Source organism: Clostridium sp. CMCC3677 (assembly GCF_023845585.1).
Lineage (GTDB): Bacteria > Bacillota > Clostridia > Clostridiales > Clostridiaceae > Clostridium > Clostridium aquiflavi.
Genome location: NZ_JAMQHS010000001.1, coordinates 415,421 through 432,215, shown reverse-complemented (window position 1 = coordinate 432,215; position 16,795 = coordinate 415,421). Strand labels below are relative to the sequence as shown.

Annotated in this window: 14 protein-coding genes; 1 reads left to right on the top strand and 13 read right to left on the bottom strand. The window is 28.2% G+C overall.

Annotated elements, in window-relative coordinates; all coding sequences use genetic code 11:
* Nucleotides 1-156 precede the first annotated feature (156 nt).
* Nucleotides 157-759, bottom strand: coding sequence for an HD-GYP domain-containing protein (locus NG901_RS01730; protein ID WP_252211951.1), 603 nt, complete (start codon nucleotides 757-759; stop codon nucleotides 157-159).
* Between the two features lie 291 nt (nucleotides 760-1,050).
* Here NG901_RS01730 and NG901_RS01725 point away from each other — a divergent pair, with 291 nt between their 5' ends.
* The gene (locus NG901_RS01725) at nucleotides 1,051-2,112 is read left to right on the top strand and encodes a PocR ligand-binding domain-containing protein (protein WP_252211949.1); all 1,062 of its coding nucleotides are present in this window, start codon (nucleotides 1,051-1,053) and stop codon (nucleotides 2,110-2,112) included.
* 339 nt (nucleotides 2,113-2,451) lie between these two features.
* Here NG901_RS01725 and tpiA read toward each other — a convergent pair whose 3' ends face one another.
* From tpiA to NG901_RS01665, 12 genes are all read right to left on the bottom strand, one after another.
* Complete coding sequence (tpiA, locus tag NG901_RS01720) at nucleotides 2,452-3,198, bottom strand: triose-phosphate isomerase (RefSeq protein ID WP_003371300.1); 747 nt, start codon at nucleotides 3,196-3,198, stop codon at nucleotides 2,452-2,454.
* A gap of 121 nt (nucleotides 3,199-3,319) precedes the next feature.
* Entirely contained in the window at nucleotides 3,320-4,510 is a 1,191-nt protein-coding gene (locus NG901_RS01715; protein ID WP_252211947.1) for a phosphoglycerate kinase, read from the bottom strand.
* 116 nt (nucleotides 4,511-4,626) lie between these two features.
* Nucleotides 4,627-5,643 carry a type I glyceraldehyde-3-phosphate dehydrogenase gene (gap, locus tag NG901_RS01710; protein WP_252211945.1) on the bottom strand — a complete coding sequence of 339 codons (1,017 nt, stop codon included), beginning with the start codon at nucleotides 5,641-5,643 and terminating at the stop codon, nucleotides 4,627-4,629.
* Nucleotides 5,644-5,715: 72 nt separating this feature from the next.
* Nucleotides 5,716-6,747, bottom strand: coding sequence for a sugar-binding transcriptional regulator (locus NG901_RS01705; RefSeq protein WP_252211943.1), 1,032 nt, complete (start codon nucleotides 6,745-6,747; stop codon nucleotides 5,716-5,718).
* 240 nt (nucleotides 6,748-6,987) lie between these two features.
* Nucleotides 6,988-8,370: an RNA polymerase factor sigma-54 gene (gene rpoN / locus NG901_RS01700; RefSeq protein ID WP_252211941.1), complete on the bottom strand. Its 1,383-nt coding sequence runs from the start codon at nucleotides 8,368-8,370 to the stop codon at nucleotides 6,988-6,990.
* A 723-nt stretch (nucleotides 8,371-9,093) separates the two neighbouring features.
* Nucleotides 9,094-9,930 (bottom strand): DegV family protein, encoded by an 837-nt coding sequence (locus tag NG901_RS01695; RefSeq protein WP_252212095.1) that lies wholly within the window; start codon nucleotides 9,928-9,930, stop codon nucleotides 9,094-9,096.
* A gap of 18 nt (nucleotides 9,931-9,948) precedes the next feature.
* Nucleotides 9,949-10,410, bottom strand: a complete 462-nt coding sequence (locus tag NG901_RS01690; protein ID WP_252211940.1) for a tRNA (cytidine(34)-2'-O)-methyltransferase — start codon at nucleotides 10,408-10,410, stop codon at nucleotides 9,949-9,951.
* 175 nt (nucleotides 10,411-10,585) lie between these two features.
* Entirely contained in the window at nucleotides 10,586-12,109 is a 1,524-nt protein-coding gene (locus NG901_RS01685; protein WP_252211939.1) for a VanW family protein, read from the bottom strand.
* Nucleotides 12,110-12,312: 203 nt separating this feature from the next.
* Nucleotides 12,313-13,254: a glycoside hydrolase family 25 protein gene (locus tag NG901_RS01680; protein ID WP_252211938.1), complete on the bottom strand. Its 942-nt coding sequence runs from the start codon at nucleotides 13,252-13,254 to the stop codon at nucleotides 12,313-12,315.
* Nucleotides 13,255-13,337: 83 nt separating this feature from the next.
* Entirely contained in the window at nucleotides 13,338-14,861 is a 1,524-nt protein-coding gene (locus NG901_RS01675) for a sensor histidine kinase (protein WP_252211936.1), read from the bottom strand.
* Nucleotides 14,851-15,561 carry a response regulator gene (locus NG901_RS01670; protein ID WP_252211935.1) on the bottom strand — a complete coding sequence of 237 codons (711 nt, stop codon included), beginning with the start codon at nucleotides 15,559-15,561 and terminating at the stop codon, nucleotides 14,851-14,853. The genes NG901_RS01675 and NG901_RS01670 overlap by 11 nt, the downstream gene beginning before the upstream one ends.
* 315 nt (nucleotides 15,562-15,876) lie before the next feature.
* A complete protein-coding gene (locus NG901_RS01665) occupies nucleotides 15,877-16,782 on the bottom strand; it encodes a D-alanine--D-alanine ligase (RefSeq protein WP_252211933.1) in 906 nt (301 codons plus the stop codon).
* Between the last annotated feature and the right edge of the window lie 13 nt (nucleotides 16,783-16,795).

Here is a 16,795-nt window from a genome sequence, read left to right as displayed (position 1 = left end):
CCTCAATAATATATATACTAAATTCTTTATGTAAAAGTTGAATTCATTATGTTTTATTTAAAATCTAATTTTTTGTACAAGGCAAAAAGAGTCAAGTCTAAAAACAAATCTTAAAACCCATTTTAGATTTAACTCTATTCTATTAATCTATTAATACTATAAACTGCCATAATACTTAGTTACGATATCATTCCAATTTTCTAATATACAATCTGTAATTTCAGGATCATACATTACTCCTCTATTTGTTAAAATTTCTTTAAAACATTCTTTATCACTTATTAAATCTCTATATGGTCTATTGCTCTTCATCGCATCTATAGAATCACAAATTGCTATTATTCTAGATCCTAATGGTATTTCATTTTTCTTTAAACCCTTAGGATACCCCTTTCCATCCCATCGTTCATGATGATGTAATACTATATAAGATATATTTTTCAAGCTCTTTGCTTTACTCAAAATTTTATACCCTATTTCAGGGTGTTTTTTCATCATTTGCCACTCTTCAAAATCTAATCTACCTTTTTTATTTAAAACATTATCTGAAACTCCTATCTTTCCTATATCATGCAAATGAGCAGCTATATGATACATTTCTAAAGTTTCCTCTGACAAATTCAAATGCTGACATAATTTATATGTCATATCACTTACTCTTGTAGAATGCCCGGATGTATATAAGTCTCGAGCTTCTAATGCTGCAACCATGCTCTCTATTATGTCATGATATATTATACCTTCATTTATTATTGACATTTTTATTACCTCTTTATTTAAATTTAACATGTTAATATTTACTAATATATTATCATATTATTCTTGTGTATTAAATAATTATTTTGATAATCATTATCATTTTTATTTAACATTTATATAACATTGTTTTATTATTTCAATAAATATTTTTTAAAAATTTATCTTACTTAATAAAATTTTTGCTATTTTTTGATTATTAATTATGTCTACTGTATAATATAGATCGATAAGGAATAATTGTTTTTTCTTGTTGAATTTTACAAAAATTAAATAAAAGGGAGCTTTTTTTATATGAAAAATACTAACTTATCTAATGTAAAGTTAACGGATGTAATAAATGTAGATACACTTCAAAAAATTTTAGATGCATTTTCAGATACTACTGGAATTTCAACAGTAGCTGTTGATCTTGACGGTCCTGTTACGAAAATGACTAAACCATCAAGGTTTTGTATGAATCTAACCCGCGGTACTTCTGAAGGGTTAAAAAGATGTAATGAATGTGATATTAAAGGTGGACTTAAATCTGGAAAATCAAAAAAAACTACTGTTTATTATTGTCATGCTGGATTAATGGATTTTGCTGCTCCAATTTTAATAGGAAATATTCAAATTGGTTCTTTAGTTGGTGGTCAAGTTTTGCCTCAAGCCCCTAAAGAAGATAAAATTAGAATAGTAGCAAAAGAAATAGGAATTAACGAAGATGAGTATATTGATGCAGTTAGAGAAATAAGAGTTCTTTCAAAAGAATCAATTGAAGCTGCTGCGAATTTACTTTTTATAATAGCTAATACTCTTTCAGATGTTGGATATCAAAAATATATAGGTAAGGATTTAACTAAAAAATTATTTGAAGTTTCTCATAATATATACGAAAGAATCACTGAAGTTGAAAGTTATGTGAATAAAGTCAATGAAATAAATAGTAATCTAGTAAATAGGTTTAACACATTAATTACTTCAGCTAATATTTCTGCTGATCAAGTAGAAGAAATTGATCAAGTTGCAAAATACATAAATAATGTTTCTTCACAGACTAATTTATTAGGACTTAATGCTTCAATAGAAGCTTCTAGAGCTAAAGAATTTGGTGCTGGATTTGGTGTTATTGCACAAGAAATAAGAAAATTATCTAATATGAATAGTGAACAATCTAAAAAAATAGGCACTGTTCTTCATAGTGTAAAAGACTCTATTTTTAATATGAGTGAGCAAATTCAGGATACTAACGAAAATGTTAATGAAAATGTTGAAGCTTTAAATCAAATTATTAATTCCATTTTCGAGCTTCATAAAGATGCAGAACTTCTTGAAACTTTTGGAAATAAACTATCCGATTTAAATAATAAGTAATAATCTATTTGAACACAAAATTTCATAAATTATTATAGAATTTCTAAATGTACATAATTTCTTAAAAATAGGCTATGTTTTAAGTGAATGTTGATATTTTAGTATAAGGGCGAACTGGCGTTGGAATTTGCTTTTTAGAACTCTTAATGAAGATTTGTACAATTAATTGCTTGTCAGCAATCTTTGATTGGGAGCATGCATTAATTGGACTAAGCTTTATTTTAGTGTTCTTAAAGTAAATTCCTCTGTCCATGAGCTTTATACTACAATATCAACACTGTTTTAAAACATAGCCTAAAAACAAAAAAGGCTATGATTAAATCATAGCCTTTATTGTTTTTAGTAGTTAACTATTCCAGAAAAATCTTCTGCTTTTAAGCTAGCTCCACCAACTAATGCTCCATCTATATCAGACATAGCCATTTGTTCAGTGATTGTGTTTGGTTTAACTGATCCACCGTATTGAATTCTTACTTTATCAGCAACTTCTTTACCGTACATTTCTACTACAACGTTTCTGATTGCTAATATTGTTTCATTAGCTTGTTCCTTAGTAGCAGTTTTACCAGTTCCAATAGCCCAGATTGGTTCATAAGCTATAACAACTTTTTCAGCTTGTTCTTTAGTTAATCCAGCAATATCAACTTTAATTTGGCAAGCGATAAAGTTATTAGTAACTCCGCTTTCTCTTTGTTCTAAAGTTTCTCCACAACAAACTATTGGAGTAATATTGTGAGCAAATGCTGCTTTAACCTTTTTGTTTATTGCTTCATCAGTTTCATTGAAGTATTCTCTTCTTTCACTGTGTCCTAAAACAACATATTCAATTCCCATAGCTTCTAACATTCCTGGAGCAACTTCTCCTGTGAATGCGCCACTTTCTTCAAAGTGCATGTTTTGAGCTGCAACTTTTATGTTTGATCCAGCTGTTGCTTTTTTAACAGCATCTAAACATACAAATGTAGGACATACAACTACATCACAAGTAGCATCCTTAACTAATGGTTTTAATTCTTCTACAACTTTAACTGCTTCATCAACAGTTTTATTCATTTTCCAATTTCCTGCAATAATTGCTTTTCTCATCGTTTTCACCTCATAATAAATTATAATAAAACATAAAGTTTTAAATTTCTATAATAACTAATTCTACATAGTAAGGTAAAACTCCTTTAAGAAGTTTTACCATTTATCAACTTATTTAATATTAGTCGTTTAATGCAGATATACCAGGTAACACTTTACCTTCTAAGAATTCAAGTGATGCTCCACCACCAGTTGAGATATGAGTCATCTTATCTCCGAATCCTAATATGTTAACAGCAGCTGCTGAATCTCCACCACCAATTATAGTAGTTGCATTTGAATCCGCCATTGCTTTAGCTACTGCAATAGTTCCTTTATTGAAGTTTTCAAATTCGAATACTCCCATTGGTCCATTCCAAATTACAGTCTTAGCATCTTTAATAGCATCAGCATATAATGTTTCTGTCTTTGGTCCAATATCTAATCCCATGTTTCCAGCTGGAATGTTTTGATCTTCTGTTACTGTAGCTTCAACATCTTTGAATTCTGCAGCAACTCTATGATCTACTGGTAATAAGAATTTAACACCTTTTTCTTCTGCTTTAGCTATCATTTCTTTAGCATAGTCAAGTCTATCTTCTTCAACTAATGAAGTTCCGATTTCATATCCTTGAGCTTTTAAGAATGTATAAGCCATTCCTCCACCGATTATAATAGTATCAACCTTATCTAAAAGATTGTTGATAACAGCTATTTTATCAGAAACCTTAGCTCCACCTAATATAGCAACGAAAGGTTTTTCTGGAGTTTCAACTGCATTTCCTAAGAACTTTAATTCTTTTTGAATTAAGTATCCACATACAGCAGTATCAATATAATCAGTTACACCAACTGTTGAACAGTGAGCTCTGTGAGCAGTACCAAATGCATCATTAACAAAAATTTCAGCAAGTGATGCTAATTCTTTAGAGAATTCTTCACCATTCTTAGTTTCTTCTTTTCTATATCTAGTATTTTCAAGTAATACTACATCTCCATCTTTCATTTCAGCAACTGCTGCTTTAGCATTTTCGCCTACAACATTGTTATCTGGAGCGAATTTAACTTCTTTTCCAAGCATTTCACTTAATCTTTTAGCAACTGGTGCTAAAGTTAATTCTGGTTTTGGTTCTCCCTTTGGTTTACCCATATGTGAGCAAAGTATAACTTTTGCTCCATTATCAACTAAGTACTTTATTGTAGGAAGAGCTCCGTTTAATCTGTTTTCATCAGTTATAACACCATCTTTTAATGGTACATTAAAATCACATCTAACTAAGACTTTTTTTCCTTTTACTTGAATATCTTCAATTGTCTTTTTGTTAAAATTCATCTTGTTCACCTCTAATTATTAAATTTTTCAATATTTTAAAATAGTCTGGCCTTATAGCCTTATACTACAAAACCAGACTTATTTATAATTTTAATTACTTTAACTAAAAGCTCAAATTACTTTAAGAATTTAGCGAAGTATTTGATTGTTCTAACCATTTGGCTAGTGTATGAATTTTCGTTGTCATACCATGAAACAACTTGAACTTGGTATGTGTCTTCATCAACTTTAGCTACCATAGTTTGAGTTGCATCAAATAATGATCCAAATCTGATTCCTACGATATCAGAAGATACTAATTCTTCTTCAGTGTATCCAAATGATTCGTTAGAAGCAGCTTTCATAGCAGCATTTACGCTTTCAACTGTAATGTCTTTTCCTTTAACTACAGCAACTAAGATTGTAGTTGAACCAGTTGGAACTGGAACTCTTTGTGCAGATCCAATTAACTTACCGTTTAATTCTGGGATAACTAATCCGATAGCTTTAGCAGCACCAGTTGAGTTAGGAACGATATTTACAGCAGCAGCTCTTGCTCTTCTGAAATCTCCCTTTCTGTGTGGTCCGTCTAATACCATTTGGTCTCCAGTGTAAGCATGGATAGTTGACATAATACCAGTTTGAATTGGTGCTAAGTTATTAAGTGCTTGAGCCATTGGAGCTAAACAGTTAGTTGTACAAGAAGCTGCAGATATTATGTTATCTTCAGCAGTTAAGATATCTTGGTTAACGTTGAATACAACTGTTGGAAGGTCGTTTCCAGCTGGAGCTGATATAACAACTTTCTTAGCACCTGCATCAATATGAGCTTGAGATTTAGCTTTTGATACATAGAATCCAGTACATTCAAGTACTACATCTACACCAAGATCTCCCCAAGGAAGTTTTGAAGCATCAGCTTCAGCATAGATTTTGATTTCTTTTCCGTTAACAACGATTCCGTCTTCTTTAACTTCTACAGATTCTTCGTATCTACCTTGTGATGAATCATATTTTAATAAGTGAGCTAACATTTTAGGATCTGTTAAGTCGTTGATTGCAACCACTTCATATCCTTCTGCTCCAAACATTTGTCTAAATGCAAGACGTCCAATACGTCCAAAACCATTAATTGCTACTTTTACATTTGCCATTAAAATTACCTCCTAAAATAATGCTTTTTATAAAAAATAAATTTTACAAACTAAATTAATTTTATACATAAATTAACGATTTAATGTTTCTAGTATTTTTTTACCAGTTTCTTCGTCTGTGACTAAGATACCATTAATATCATTAAATTCTGTCGATATTATTGAATCTATTTTATTCTTTCCACCTGCTACTGCAATATGTGTTTTTATTTTTCTTGCTTCATTAATTTTTATTCCAATTGAGGTAGCTTCTGATATAATTTGGGATTTTTTGGTAAAGTAACATCCAAATGCTTCCCCAACCGCACCACTGTCTATAAGATTTTGGATTTTCGTTTCCGAAACCCCTCTTTTTTTAGCCATTTGTACAGCATTACCTATTCCATACATCAGTATATCAGCTTTATGTAAAGTATCTACTACTGTTTTTATTTCTTCTTCTTTAAGTAATGTATCTAATACATCTAAACTTAAATTTTCTGAAACATGTAACATTTTATAACTACCATTTAGCTTTTTTGCTAATAAAGCGGCTAAGGTATTGGCTTGAGTTTCTACATTCTTTCCTACTCCACCTCTTGCAGGTACTACTTGAATATTAGATAAATTATTTATTTTAGGAAATTCTTCTACCACTGCTTTTAATGTGCTTCCACCAGTTAATGCAATTATATCATTGCTAACTAATACATTTTTCACATAATGAGCACAAGCTTTTCCTAAATCTTTTAAAATTGAAGGATTATTATCTAAATCTCCCGGAACTATAATTACTTTCTTTAAATTAAGACTTTTTCTTAATTCTTCTTCTAGTTCTGAAAGTCCTTTTATTTCATGAATAAAATCCTTTAATTTATTTAGTATATTTTCACCTTCTTCAGTGACAGTCATTCCTGGAGTATTTATTTCTATTAAACCCTGCGAGCTCAAAAAACTTACTTCATTTCTTACCACTCTCTCACCAATCTTCAATTCATTGGCAAGAACTCTTCTACCTATTGGTTGATTATAGTATATAGTTCTCAGTACATTGTATCTCTTTTCTAATGTTTCAACAAGTTCAGGAACTATTTTTTTCTGTAACTCTAATATTTCATGCAACATAAACACTCCCTTGGTCTTTATGCGTCCCATGCACTTAAATCATGTCCCACAAATATTATTATAAAACACCTTATGAAATTTTTAAAGGCTTTAATTGAATTTTTTTTATATATTTTAAAAGTTGATTATATTAATAGTGAATTTTTAACACTTTTAAATATATTAAACATATAAATACTTAATTAATACTTAGAGATTAAATTTATCTTTCATAATCTCTAAATATTAATTCTTTAATACTTAGATTCTCTTTCTTTTTGATGAAGATTTAATGCCTAATTCTTCTCTATATTTTGCCACAGTTCTTCTAGAAATATTTATATTTTCTTTATTTAATATTTCAGAAATAATTTGATCTGAAAAAGGTTTGGATTTATTCTCTTTTTCTATTATCTTTTTTATTTCATTTTTTATCGTATTTGTAGCTATATCTCCTTCATTACTTAAAGAAAATCCACTCTCAAACAATGCTTTTATCTTTATTGTTCCATAACTAGTAAGCACATATTTATCTTTTATAGCTCTGCTTACTGTAGATTCATGCATTCCTATGTCTTCCGCAACTTCTTTTAAAGTTAAAGGTTTTATATAATCATAACCTTTATCAAAAAACTCTTTTTGTTTATTTAATAAACATTTTAAAACATTATATAAAGTGCTTTTTCTTTGTTCAATAGACTTTATTAGAAACATTGCTTTATTAATTTTTTCTTTAACATAACACACAGTTTCCTCATCTATATTTTTTTCTAAAACATTTTTATAAGTTTTATTTATAGTAAGTTTAGGTAATACGTTGTCATTCATTATAATGAAATATTCTTTTTCTATTTTTTTAATTTCAGCATCTGGTATTATATAACTTACTTGTTCTCCTGTATAAAATCCCCTAGATGGTTTTGGCTCTAATTTTTTAATTAAATCTCCATATCTTTGAGCTTCTTTAGGATTTATTCTTAAATCTTCACCTACAAGCTTATATTTATTATCTGCTATATTTCCTAAATGATTCTTTATTATTTTTTCCATAATATCATCTAATATACTTAATTTTTTGCTTTGAATCATTAGACACTCTTCTATATTCCTAGCACCTATACCATATGGCTCCAAATCTTGTACAATTTTTAATGCTTGTTCTACTTTAGTTTGACTTATATTAAGTTCATTGCTTATTTGAGTTGTTGATATTTCCAAATAACCTCTATTATCTAAGGATTCTATGATATATTTTGATACTACTACTAAATATGGATCAATATTTAGTTCAATTAATTGTTCTTGTAAAAACTCATTTAAAGATTTGCTCTTTTCAATATAATTCCAAGGTGTAGAATCTATTTCTTTATTATTTACATAATTATTATCAACTTCATTCTTATAATTATTAGATTCTAATTCCTTTATTAAATTTTTGTAATCATATTTATCTTTTGAAGTATTATTTTCTATGCCTTTATCTAGTTCATTAATTTCTAATATTGGATTTTCAGCATATTCATTATCGATAAACTCCCTTAAGTCATGCATAGACATTTGCAAAAGTTTTATCGACTGTTGCATACTTTGAGTTAATACAAGTTTTTGATCCTGGGTAATTTTCATACCATAATCTAATTTCATAAGCATCCTCTTTTCTTATACCATTATAATAAAATTATTGAAACCCTTTTCTGAATATTGCTATTTTTATGCATATTGCTCTATAAATAGTATACTCTGATTTTGTTAATTAAAGCAAGTCATCTAAATATCCACTATAAAGTATATTATAAAATAAAAATTTAATGATAAAGCTCTGTTTTAAATATGTGTTGATATATGCAATAGGTAAAGTGGCATTGTTATTGGACTTTGAGAATTGTTAAGTGAGAATCTAAAAGTAAGTGTCCAAATTTTACATTTGGCTACACGAACTTTCACACAGTGCATTTTATATTTAGCTTTTCGAACTTACTCAGCGAAGTCGAGTTTCCTTTTAATATTCACATTTACTGCTTGTCTCAATTTTATATTGGGAGCAAGCTAAAATGGGACTATACTCATTTTAGCATTCCTAAGTTCAATTACTCAGCCCACTTTGCTTATACATATATCAACACCCTGCTAAAACAGAGCCAATGATAAAAATAATAAAAACCATGATTCAAACAAATTTAATAACTTTTTGTTTAAATCATAGCCTTTTATTATTTTGCCTATATTTTAATATGTGTTGATCTATCTAATACGCAAAGTGGCATTGTAATTGGACTTTTAAAATAGTTATGCAAGTATTATTATATTTACTGCTTGTCTCGTTTTTTATATTGGGAGCAAGCTAAAATGGTACTATAAGTTATTATTTTATTTAGTTAAATATACTAGTCCACAACAATTAGGTCCTGAATGAATACATACACTAGATCCTAATGGACATTCAGTATAGTTCATATTATTTTCTTGTAAGTATTCTAAAAGAGCTGCTTTAATTTCTACATTTTTGGCATCAACTAGTAATATTGGAACATCCTCATCTAATTGTGCTTCTTCTAATTCTGAAATTATTTTTTTAATAACCTTTTTATTTCCTCTTATTTTATCTTTAACAGACATTAATCCATCTTTTATATCTAAGATTAATTTTATTCCAAATACGCTACCAACCATTCCAGCGGTTTTAGATATTCTTCCACCTCTTATAAGATATTCCAATGATTCAAAGCACATTAATGTTTTTATATTGTACTTAGCTGAATCAATCTCTTTAAATACATTTTCCAAACTATTTCCCTTATCTAAAAGTATAGATGCTTTTAGCACTAAAATCCCTAATGCTGGTGCTATATTTTGAGAATCCACCACCATTATATTATCACTTTCTAATGTATTTTTAGCTATACATGCAGATTGGTATGTTCCACTCATAGCAGAAGACATATGAATTGAAAGTATTTTATATCCATCATCTAAATACTTTTTATATGTTTCTACAAATCTACTAGGAATAACTTGACCTGTAGTAGGTAAAATATTATCTCTTTCTATTTTTTCAAAAACTTTAGATGGAGTTATTTCAACTCCATCTAAATAACTTTCTTCTTTAAAATTTATTAAAACTGGTAAAACTTCTATATCATACTTTTCATATATTTCTTTTGGTAAATCAGCAGTACTATCTGTGATAATTTTTATCTTCTCCATTTGCCTCATTCCCTTCTCCTATTTCATGTTTGGAAATCCAAATTGTCTTAAAGCTTCATACGCAACTATTGACACAGTATTAGATAAGTTTAAACTTCTAGTACTTGATTGAATCATTGGTATTCTCATACCAGTAATTACTTCATGGATTTCTTCTGGTACACCACTTGATTCCCTTCCAAACATTATAAAATCACCCTTTTGAAATGAAATTTCATTGTAATAATCTCCAGCATGAGTGCTTGATAAAAATATTCTTTCATTCTTGTATTTTTCCATAAATGCTTCATAGCTTTCATGAATTTCTAGGTTTAAATATTTCCAATAATCTAATCCTGCTCTTCTTACATGCTTTTCATCTATATCAAATCCTAACGGTTTTATTAAATGTAGCTTACTATCTGTAAGTACACAGGTTCTTGCTATATTCCCAGTATTTTGCGGAATTTCTGGTTGATATAATACTATATTTAAATTCAAAAGATCACCTTCTCTAATTACTTACTGTTGTTACCATCAGTATAATTAAAAAGTATACTATATGGTTTATTAACTGTCTAGTCGTAGCTTACTTAAGTTAAATTAAAATGAAAGTTACTAAAAATAGTTTACATAACAAAAATAAAAGGTACTAAAAGTACCTTTTATTTTTTCACTATTGAGCTACTGGTGGAGCTACTGAATCTTGTGATACAGGCGGTGTTACTGGTGGATTTGCAGGTGGAACAACACCTGGAGTTTGTTCTGTAGCTGCTGGTGGGACTAACGGTTGTGTTCCTTTTTTAACAACTATATCAACAGCTGTATAATAATCATTTGATATTAACTCTTTATTTGTTTGAACACCATTTTCATATGTTAATTGATAAGAATTAGTTTTATAACCTGTCATTCCACCACTTTCTGTAACCTCTTGTCCTTCTGGCAAAGTTGCATCTTCTACTACTTTTACAGTCGGTTCTATGGTCTGAATTATTTCATTTTCCATATCATAAGTTTTGCCTCCCAATGCAGAAACATCACCATATATATTATAAGTCATAACTTTATTGTATGTACTTCCTTGTATATAAATTGGAGAATCATAAGTATTTTTAAACTTGTAATCTATATCCCCATAAGAAACAGTTGCATCTAGTCCAGGTTTTGCATAACCTACAGACATGGAATGATTTCTTCTTTCTACCGCTCTTATATTAGCATGCATTACCGCTCTATAAAGCGCTGTTGATACTTGGCATATGCCTCCACCTATTCCTGGCTCTACCTTATTACCAACATAAGTTGCTGCTTCTTTATACCCTCTTTCCACTGTTCTAGGACCAACAACTTCATTGAAACTAAATACATCTCCTGGCATTAAAATCACTCCATTTATGGCTTTAGTTGCAAGATCTATATTAGCACTTCTTCCTTCAGATGACGTACCATAATTTGAAGAATATGAACCAATAATTCCATTTATTTTTGATAAATCCTTACTTGTAATTTTAGGTTGTACCGTTTCTAAATCCATTGAAACTACAATTTCTTCATTTATATGTCCTGTTATAATTTCTTTTAATTTTTTATCAAATTCATCCATATTTATACTTTTACCAACAACTTCGTCTACAATACTGAACCCGTTCCCATTAATTGAAAGAGTCGCATCTTTAGGCTCATCTTCAACTTTACTTTTCACCATTTCTTCATAAGCTTTTAATTTCTCTTCATCATATGATAAATTTAAATCAATTTCATGCTTATCTTTCCCCTTATTCTTTATGTAAGAATATTTTTTTAATACCGAATCATTTTTTCCAAAATTCATAGCATCATTTATCACATTATCAATATCATAAACTGGAGATATGTCCGAATATAAAAGCTCAAATTCTGACTCACCTATTTTTATAGATACTTTTTTATCTCCTATTTTTCCTTGAAGCTCTTGAATTAATTTTTCTCTTGCTTCTTCTTTTGTCATTCCTCCAATGTTCACATCTTGCACTGCAACACCTAAATATATCTTATTATTCCATTCTTCCACTATTTTATTAATAGATAAAAAATATCCAGTAAATAATGCCGAAATAATTACTATAAATGCACATATTCCTATTATTATTCTCTTTTTCTTTTTATTACTTGATATTTTTCTAAGGACTTTCCCCCTTTTTCCATTCTCTCCGTTCACATTTATTCCCCTTTCAATAAATATACTGAATTAACAGTTTAACACTATTAACATTTTTATAAAAAATTACATGTTCTAAACATAATTGCAAGTTTTATTATATCACATTATTTCTTATATTTAATAAGAATATTATCGTATAATTTACATAAAAATAAAGGTATCTTTTCATAAAATTAAGATACCTTTATCTTATATTTTATTTATAATTTAACTTTAGCTCTAGTTTTAGATGTTTCGCCATCATAATCAAATGCTTCAATTGTGATATTTATAGGATTCCCTTTAGGAATTTCTAGTTTATTTTTATCTATAACATATTTGGTTGCATTCTCATCTACAGTTGCTATCCAATAATTATTTACAAATATATTATATCCTAGCAAATCTATATCGGGTACCCTATTCCATGAAAGATATATATTATTTCCATTCATGCTGGCTTTAAATCCAGTCACATCATAAGGTTGAGTTAATAACCTTATATTATCAGGTCCCCAATTAGCATCTACTGGATTTCCTACTCCCATTACCTTTTGATCTTCGCTAAATTGCCAAATTCTCCATCTAGTCCATCCTCCAATATCAGGTGGATAAGGCGGATTAATTGGAACTTTTGTATACATAGCGATCCATAATGGCATGTTTTTCAAAGGATATCCCTTTCCTTTTACATAAAAATTATCATATAATTCTATGAAAAACAATCCCGTATAAAGCATAAGTCTTCTTCTAGTTTTTCTTTCAAATCTCACCCTAAATCTATCTATCCATTCCACTAGAGTCTTAGTTGGTATAGATTTATCTATAGGTACTTCAATATCTAATACTGGAAATAAATCTCCATAATCTTTATTTCCAAAACCTTGTTGTAATAAATTTATAAAATCATCACATTGTCTATCAGCATCTGTTAAGTCATATGACGGAACTCCAAAATGATATGCCCCTACAGGAATTCCATAATTTCTGCTTTCTTTTGCAAATTGAATAAATTTCTTATCTACTCTAAACCTACCTGTACCTGAGCCAGATGATCTTAAGTATAAAAAATCTATTTTGGTTGCTAAAACATTAAATTGAGTATTTTGAGTAAATTCATTAATATCTATTCCAAAAAGACTCTTATCATTTTTATTTTGCATACTTCCTCCTAAAAAAAGTAGTCTTATTATAAAATATTAAAGTTACTCAAAAAAAGTACCAATAAAATATAATTATATTTTTACTATAATTTTTCCATTTTTAAATTAACATAAAAACTTATATTATCATCAATACATTCAGCCCATATTTTACCTTCATGTAAATTAATTATATTCTTGGAAATAGCAAGTCCCAATCCTGATCCTCCTGTGGTAGTATTTCTTGATTCATCAACTCTATAAAACCTATCAAATACCTTGTCTAATTTCTCTTTAGATATATATTCTCCTTTATTTCTACATACAAAAGTTATATAATCATCTTTTTGATAAAGACCTATTATTATTTCACCAGGTTTAATTGAATACTTTACAGCATTCATTATTAAGTTTTCAAATACTCTAAGCATTTTTACTATATCTATAAAAACATATGCTTTATCAATATCAAATTTTTTATTTATATTTATTGAATTTTCATATACTATAGGTATCATTTCTTCTATCAATTGTGATAAAAGTTCACATAAATTAACTTTTTCTTTATTTAGTTTCATTCCATTATTGTTAAGTTTTGTGTATTCAAATAAATCTTCGATTAATATATTTAATTTTTGTGCCTTATTATAGGCTATATTTAAATATTCGTTCATTTCTTCTTTATTTTTATATCTATCTTCTTTTACAAGTCCTATATAACCCATAATAGAAGTTAGAGGCGTTCTTAAATCATGAGATACATTTGTAATCAAATCAGTTTTTGTTTTTTCTGCATCCCTTTCAGCTTGTATTTTTTCCCCAATCTCTTTAGCCATATTATTTATGTTGTTAGCTATCTTCCGAATTTCATCTCTTCCTTTTTCTTCAATCCTATAATTTAAATTCCCATTTGCTATTATTTTTAAACCAGATGCAATTTCATCTAAATACTTCATCTTATTATTTGTAATTATTACAAATGAAATTATAAAAATTATAAATGTAAGCGACAAAGCTAATGATGAATTAGACATTTCCACCGTATTATATACTATTTCTGCCTTTGGTATTTTAGAGTATATTAAATACAATCTAGTACTATCCATTTTTAATGGCATAATATGAACTCTTTCCCTTGCTGCATTACTAGTATCATTCTCATTAGAAATAATATCTCTAAATACACTATATATGTCTATGGTTTCTTCATAAACATTTGAGGTTTTGAAAATAACTTTTCCTTCAGTATTTGTAATATATATCTTACTATTATTATACATAGGAGAATTTAATATTTTTTCTATATCTTTAGAATCATCTATCTTTAAATGTTCCGTTCTCTCTAATTCCTTTAATAACATATTAGCTTCTTTTTCTGTAGATTCATAATCATAAAATACTTCTGGATTTCTATATTCTTTTTTTAACAATACATCTGTAAAATTATAAAATGTAAAAGATAACAAAAAGCATACTCCAATTACTAACATTAATTCAAATCTAATGCTTCTCTCAATATTTATTTTTAATCTTAAACATGTACTTCGAAAAAACTTGTAAAAATTTAAAGTAATTAATTTTTCATTATATTTTTTATAAAGATTTTTTAACTTTTCTTTATTTTTCAATTTTATACCCAACTCCCCATACGGTCTTTATAAATTTAGGGTTTCTTGGATCACTTTCTATTTTTTCTCTTATTTTTCTTATATGTACCATTACAGTATTATCTGAAGACATAAATTCTTGGTTCCAAACACTTTCATATATATTTTCTATTGAAAAAACTTTTCCTCTATTCTTAGCAAGTAACAATAATATATCAAATTCAGTAGGTGTTAATTTTACTAAATTGTTATTTAATATTACTTCATGTGTTTCTAAGTTTATTATTAATTCATCAATTTCTATTACACTTTCTTCTAACTCTCCATCATCAGAATGCTTTGTATTAAATTTGCAAAATCTTCTTAATTGTGATTTTACTCTAGCAACAAGTTCTAATGGATTAAATGGCTTTGTTAAATAATCATCAGCCCCCATATTAAGTCCTAATATTTTATCTATATCTTCACTTTTAGCTGATAACATTATTATTGGCATTTCTCTTTCTTCTCTTATCTTTAAGCATGTATCTATACCATTCAGTTTAGGCATCATAACATCTAATATTACTAAATCTATATCTTTATCCCTAATTACATCTAATGCCTCTTCACCATTACATGCTTTTATAGTAATATAACCTTCACTTTTTAAATATATTTCAACTAAATCTCTAATTTCTTTTTCATCATCAACGATTAAAATAGTTTTATTTTCTAGCATGTCCATTCCCCTTTTCTCACTTTAAATAAACATAATATTCCTTAACTATATTTTAACTTAAACTTCTAAAAAAAACCTCCGTAAACTTCTTAAGATTTTCTAAACTTAACTCATTCTTTTAATTATCGGTTATATATTAAATTAACTACACTAAAAACAGCTAAGCAACTTTGGATCTGTTTTAATAATATATTTTATCAAAGACAAAATAAATAGAGACAAGCATTTATACAGACGCTTATCTCTATGTTATATGATTATTATTTTATAATGGTTAAAATTTAGTTAAAGTTTTTATATCCAACTAAGTGTAGTTTATCTAATAACCTTCATTGACTCATCAATTATCATGTCTATAAGTTCTGGGAATGATATATTAAGTCCTGCTGCACTCTTAGGAATTAAACTATTAGGAGTCATTCCTGGCAAAGTATTAACTTCTAAAATATATGGAACTTTATCTTCAGTTACTATCATATCAACTCTTGAATAAACCTCACATTTTAATGCCTTATATGTTGCTAAAGCCATTTCTTCTACTTCTTCATGTAATTCTTTTGGAAGTTCTGTTACAAATTCATCTGATCCCCCATCTGCATATTTTGCAGTGAAATCAAAAAATTCAGCTTTTGGCTTTATTGCTACAACTGGTAACATCTTATCACCAAATACAGGGCAAGTTATTTCATCACCTTTTATAAATTTTTCTATAATAACTTCGCTGTCCCATTTAAAAGCTTCTGTCACGGCACTTTCTATATCTTTTTCTTCTTTTATTATAAATGTAGCAACACTTGATCCTCCATGGGTTGGTTTTACTACTACTGGATATCCCATTTTTTCTATTTCTTCATAATTTATTTGGTCATTTCTTCTTAAATTTATCCAAGGTGCTGTTCTTATGTTATCAGCTTTTAATATACATTTACTTATATCCTTATCCATGCACATAGAGCTACTTAATGGACCGCATCCTGAATATGGTATTCCAAGTGTTTGAAGAACTGATTGAACTGTTCCATCTTCTCCAAATTGACCATGTAATGCTAAAAGTGCAAAATCAATACCTTTAACTTTATTTATTATATCTTCTTTTTCATCAATAACTATAGAAATCACTTCATATTTATCTTTGTTTATACTATCAACTATTGATTTACCACTTTTTAAAGATATTTCTCTTTCTGATGAAATACCACCCATTATTACTCCAACTTTCATAAGTTACCTCCAA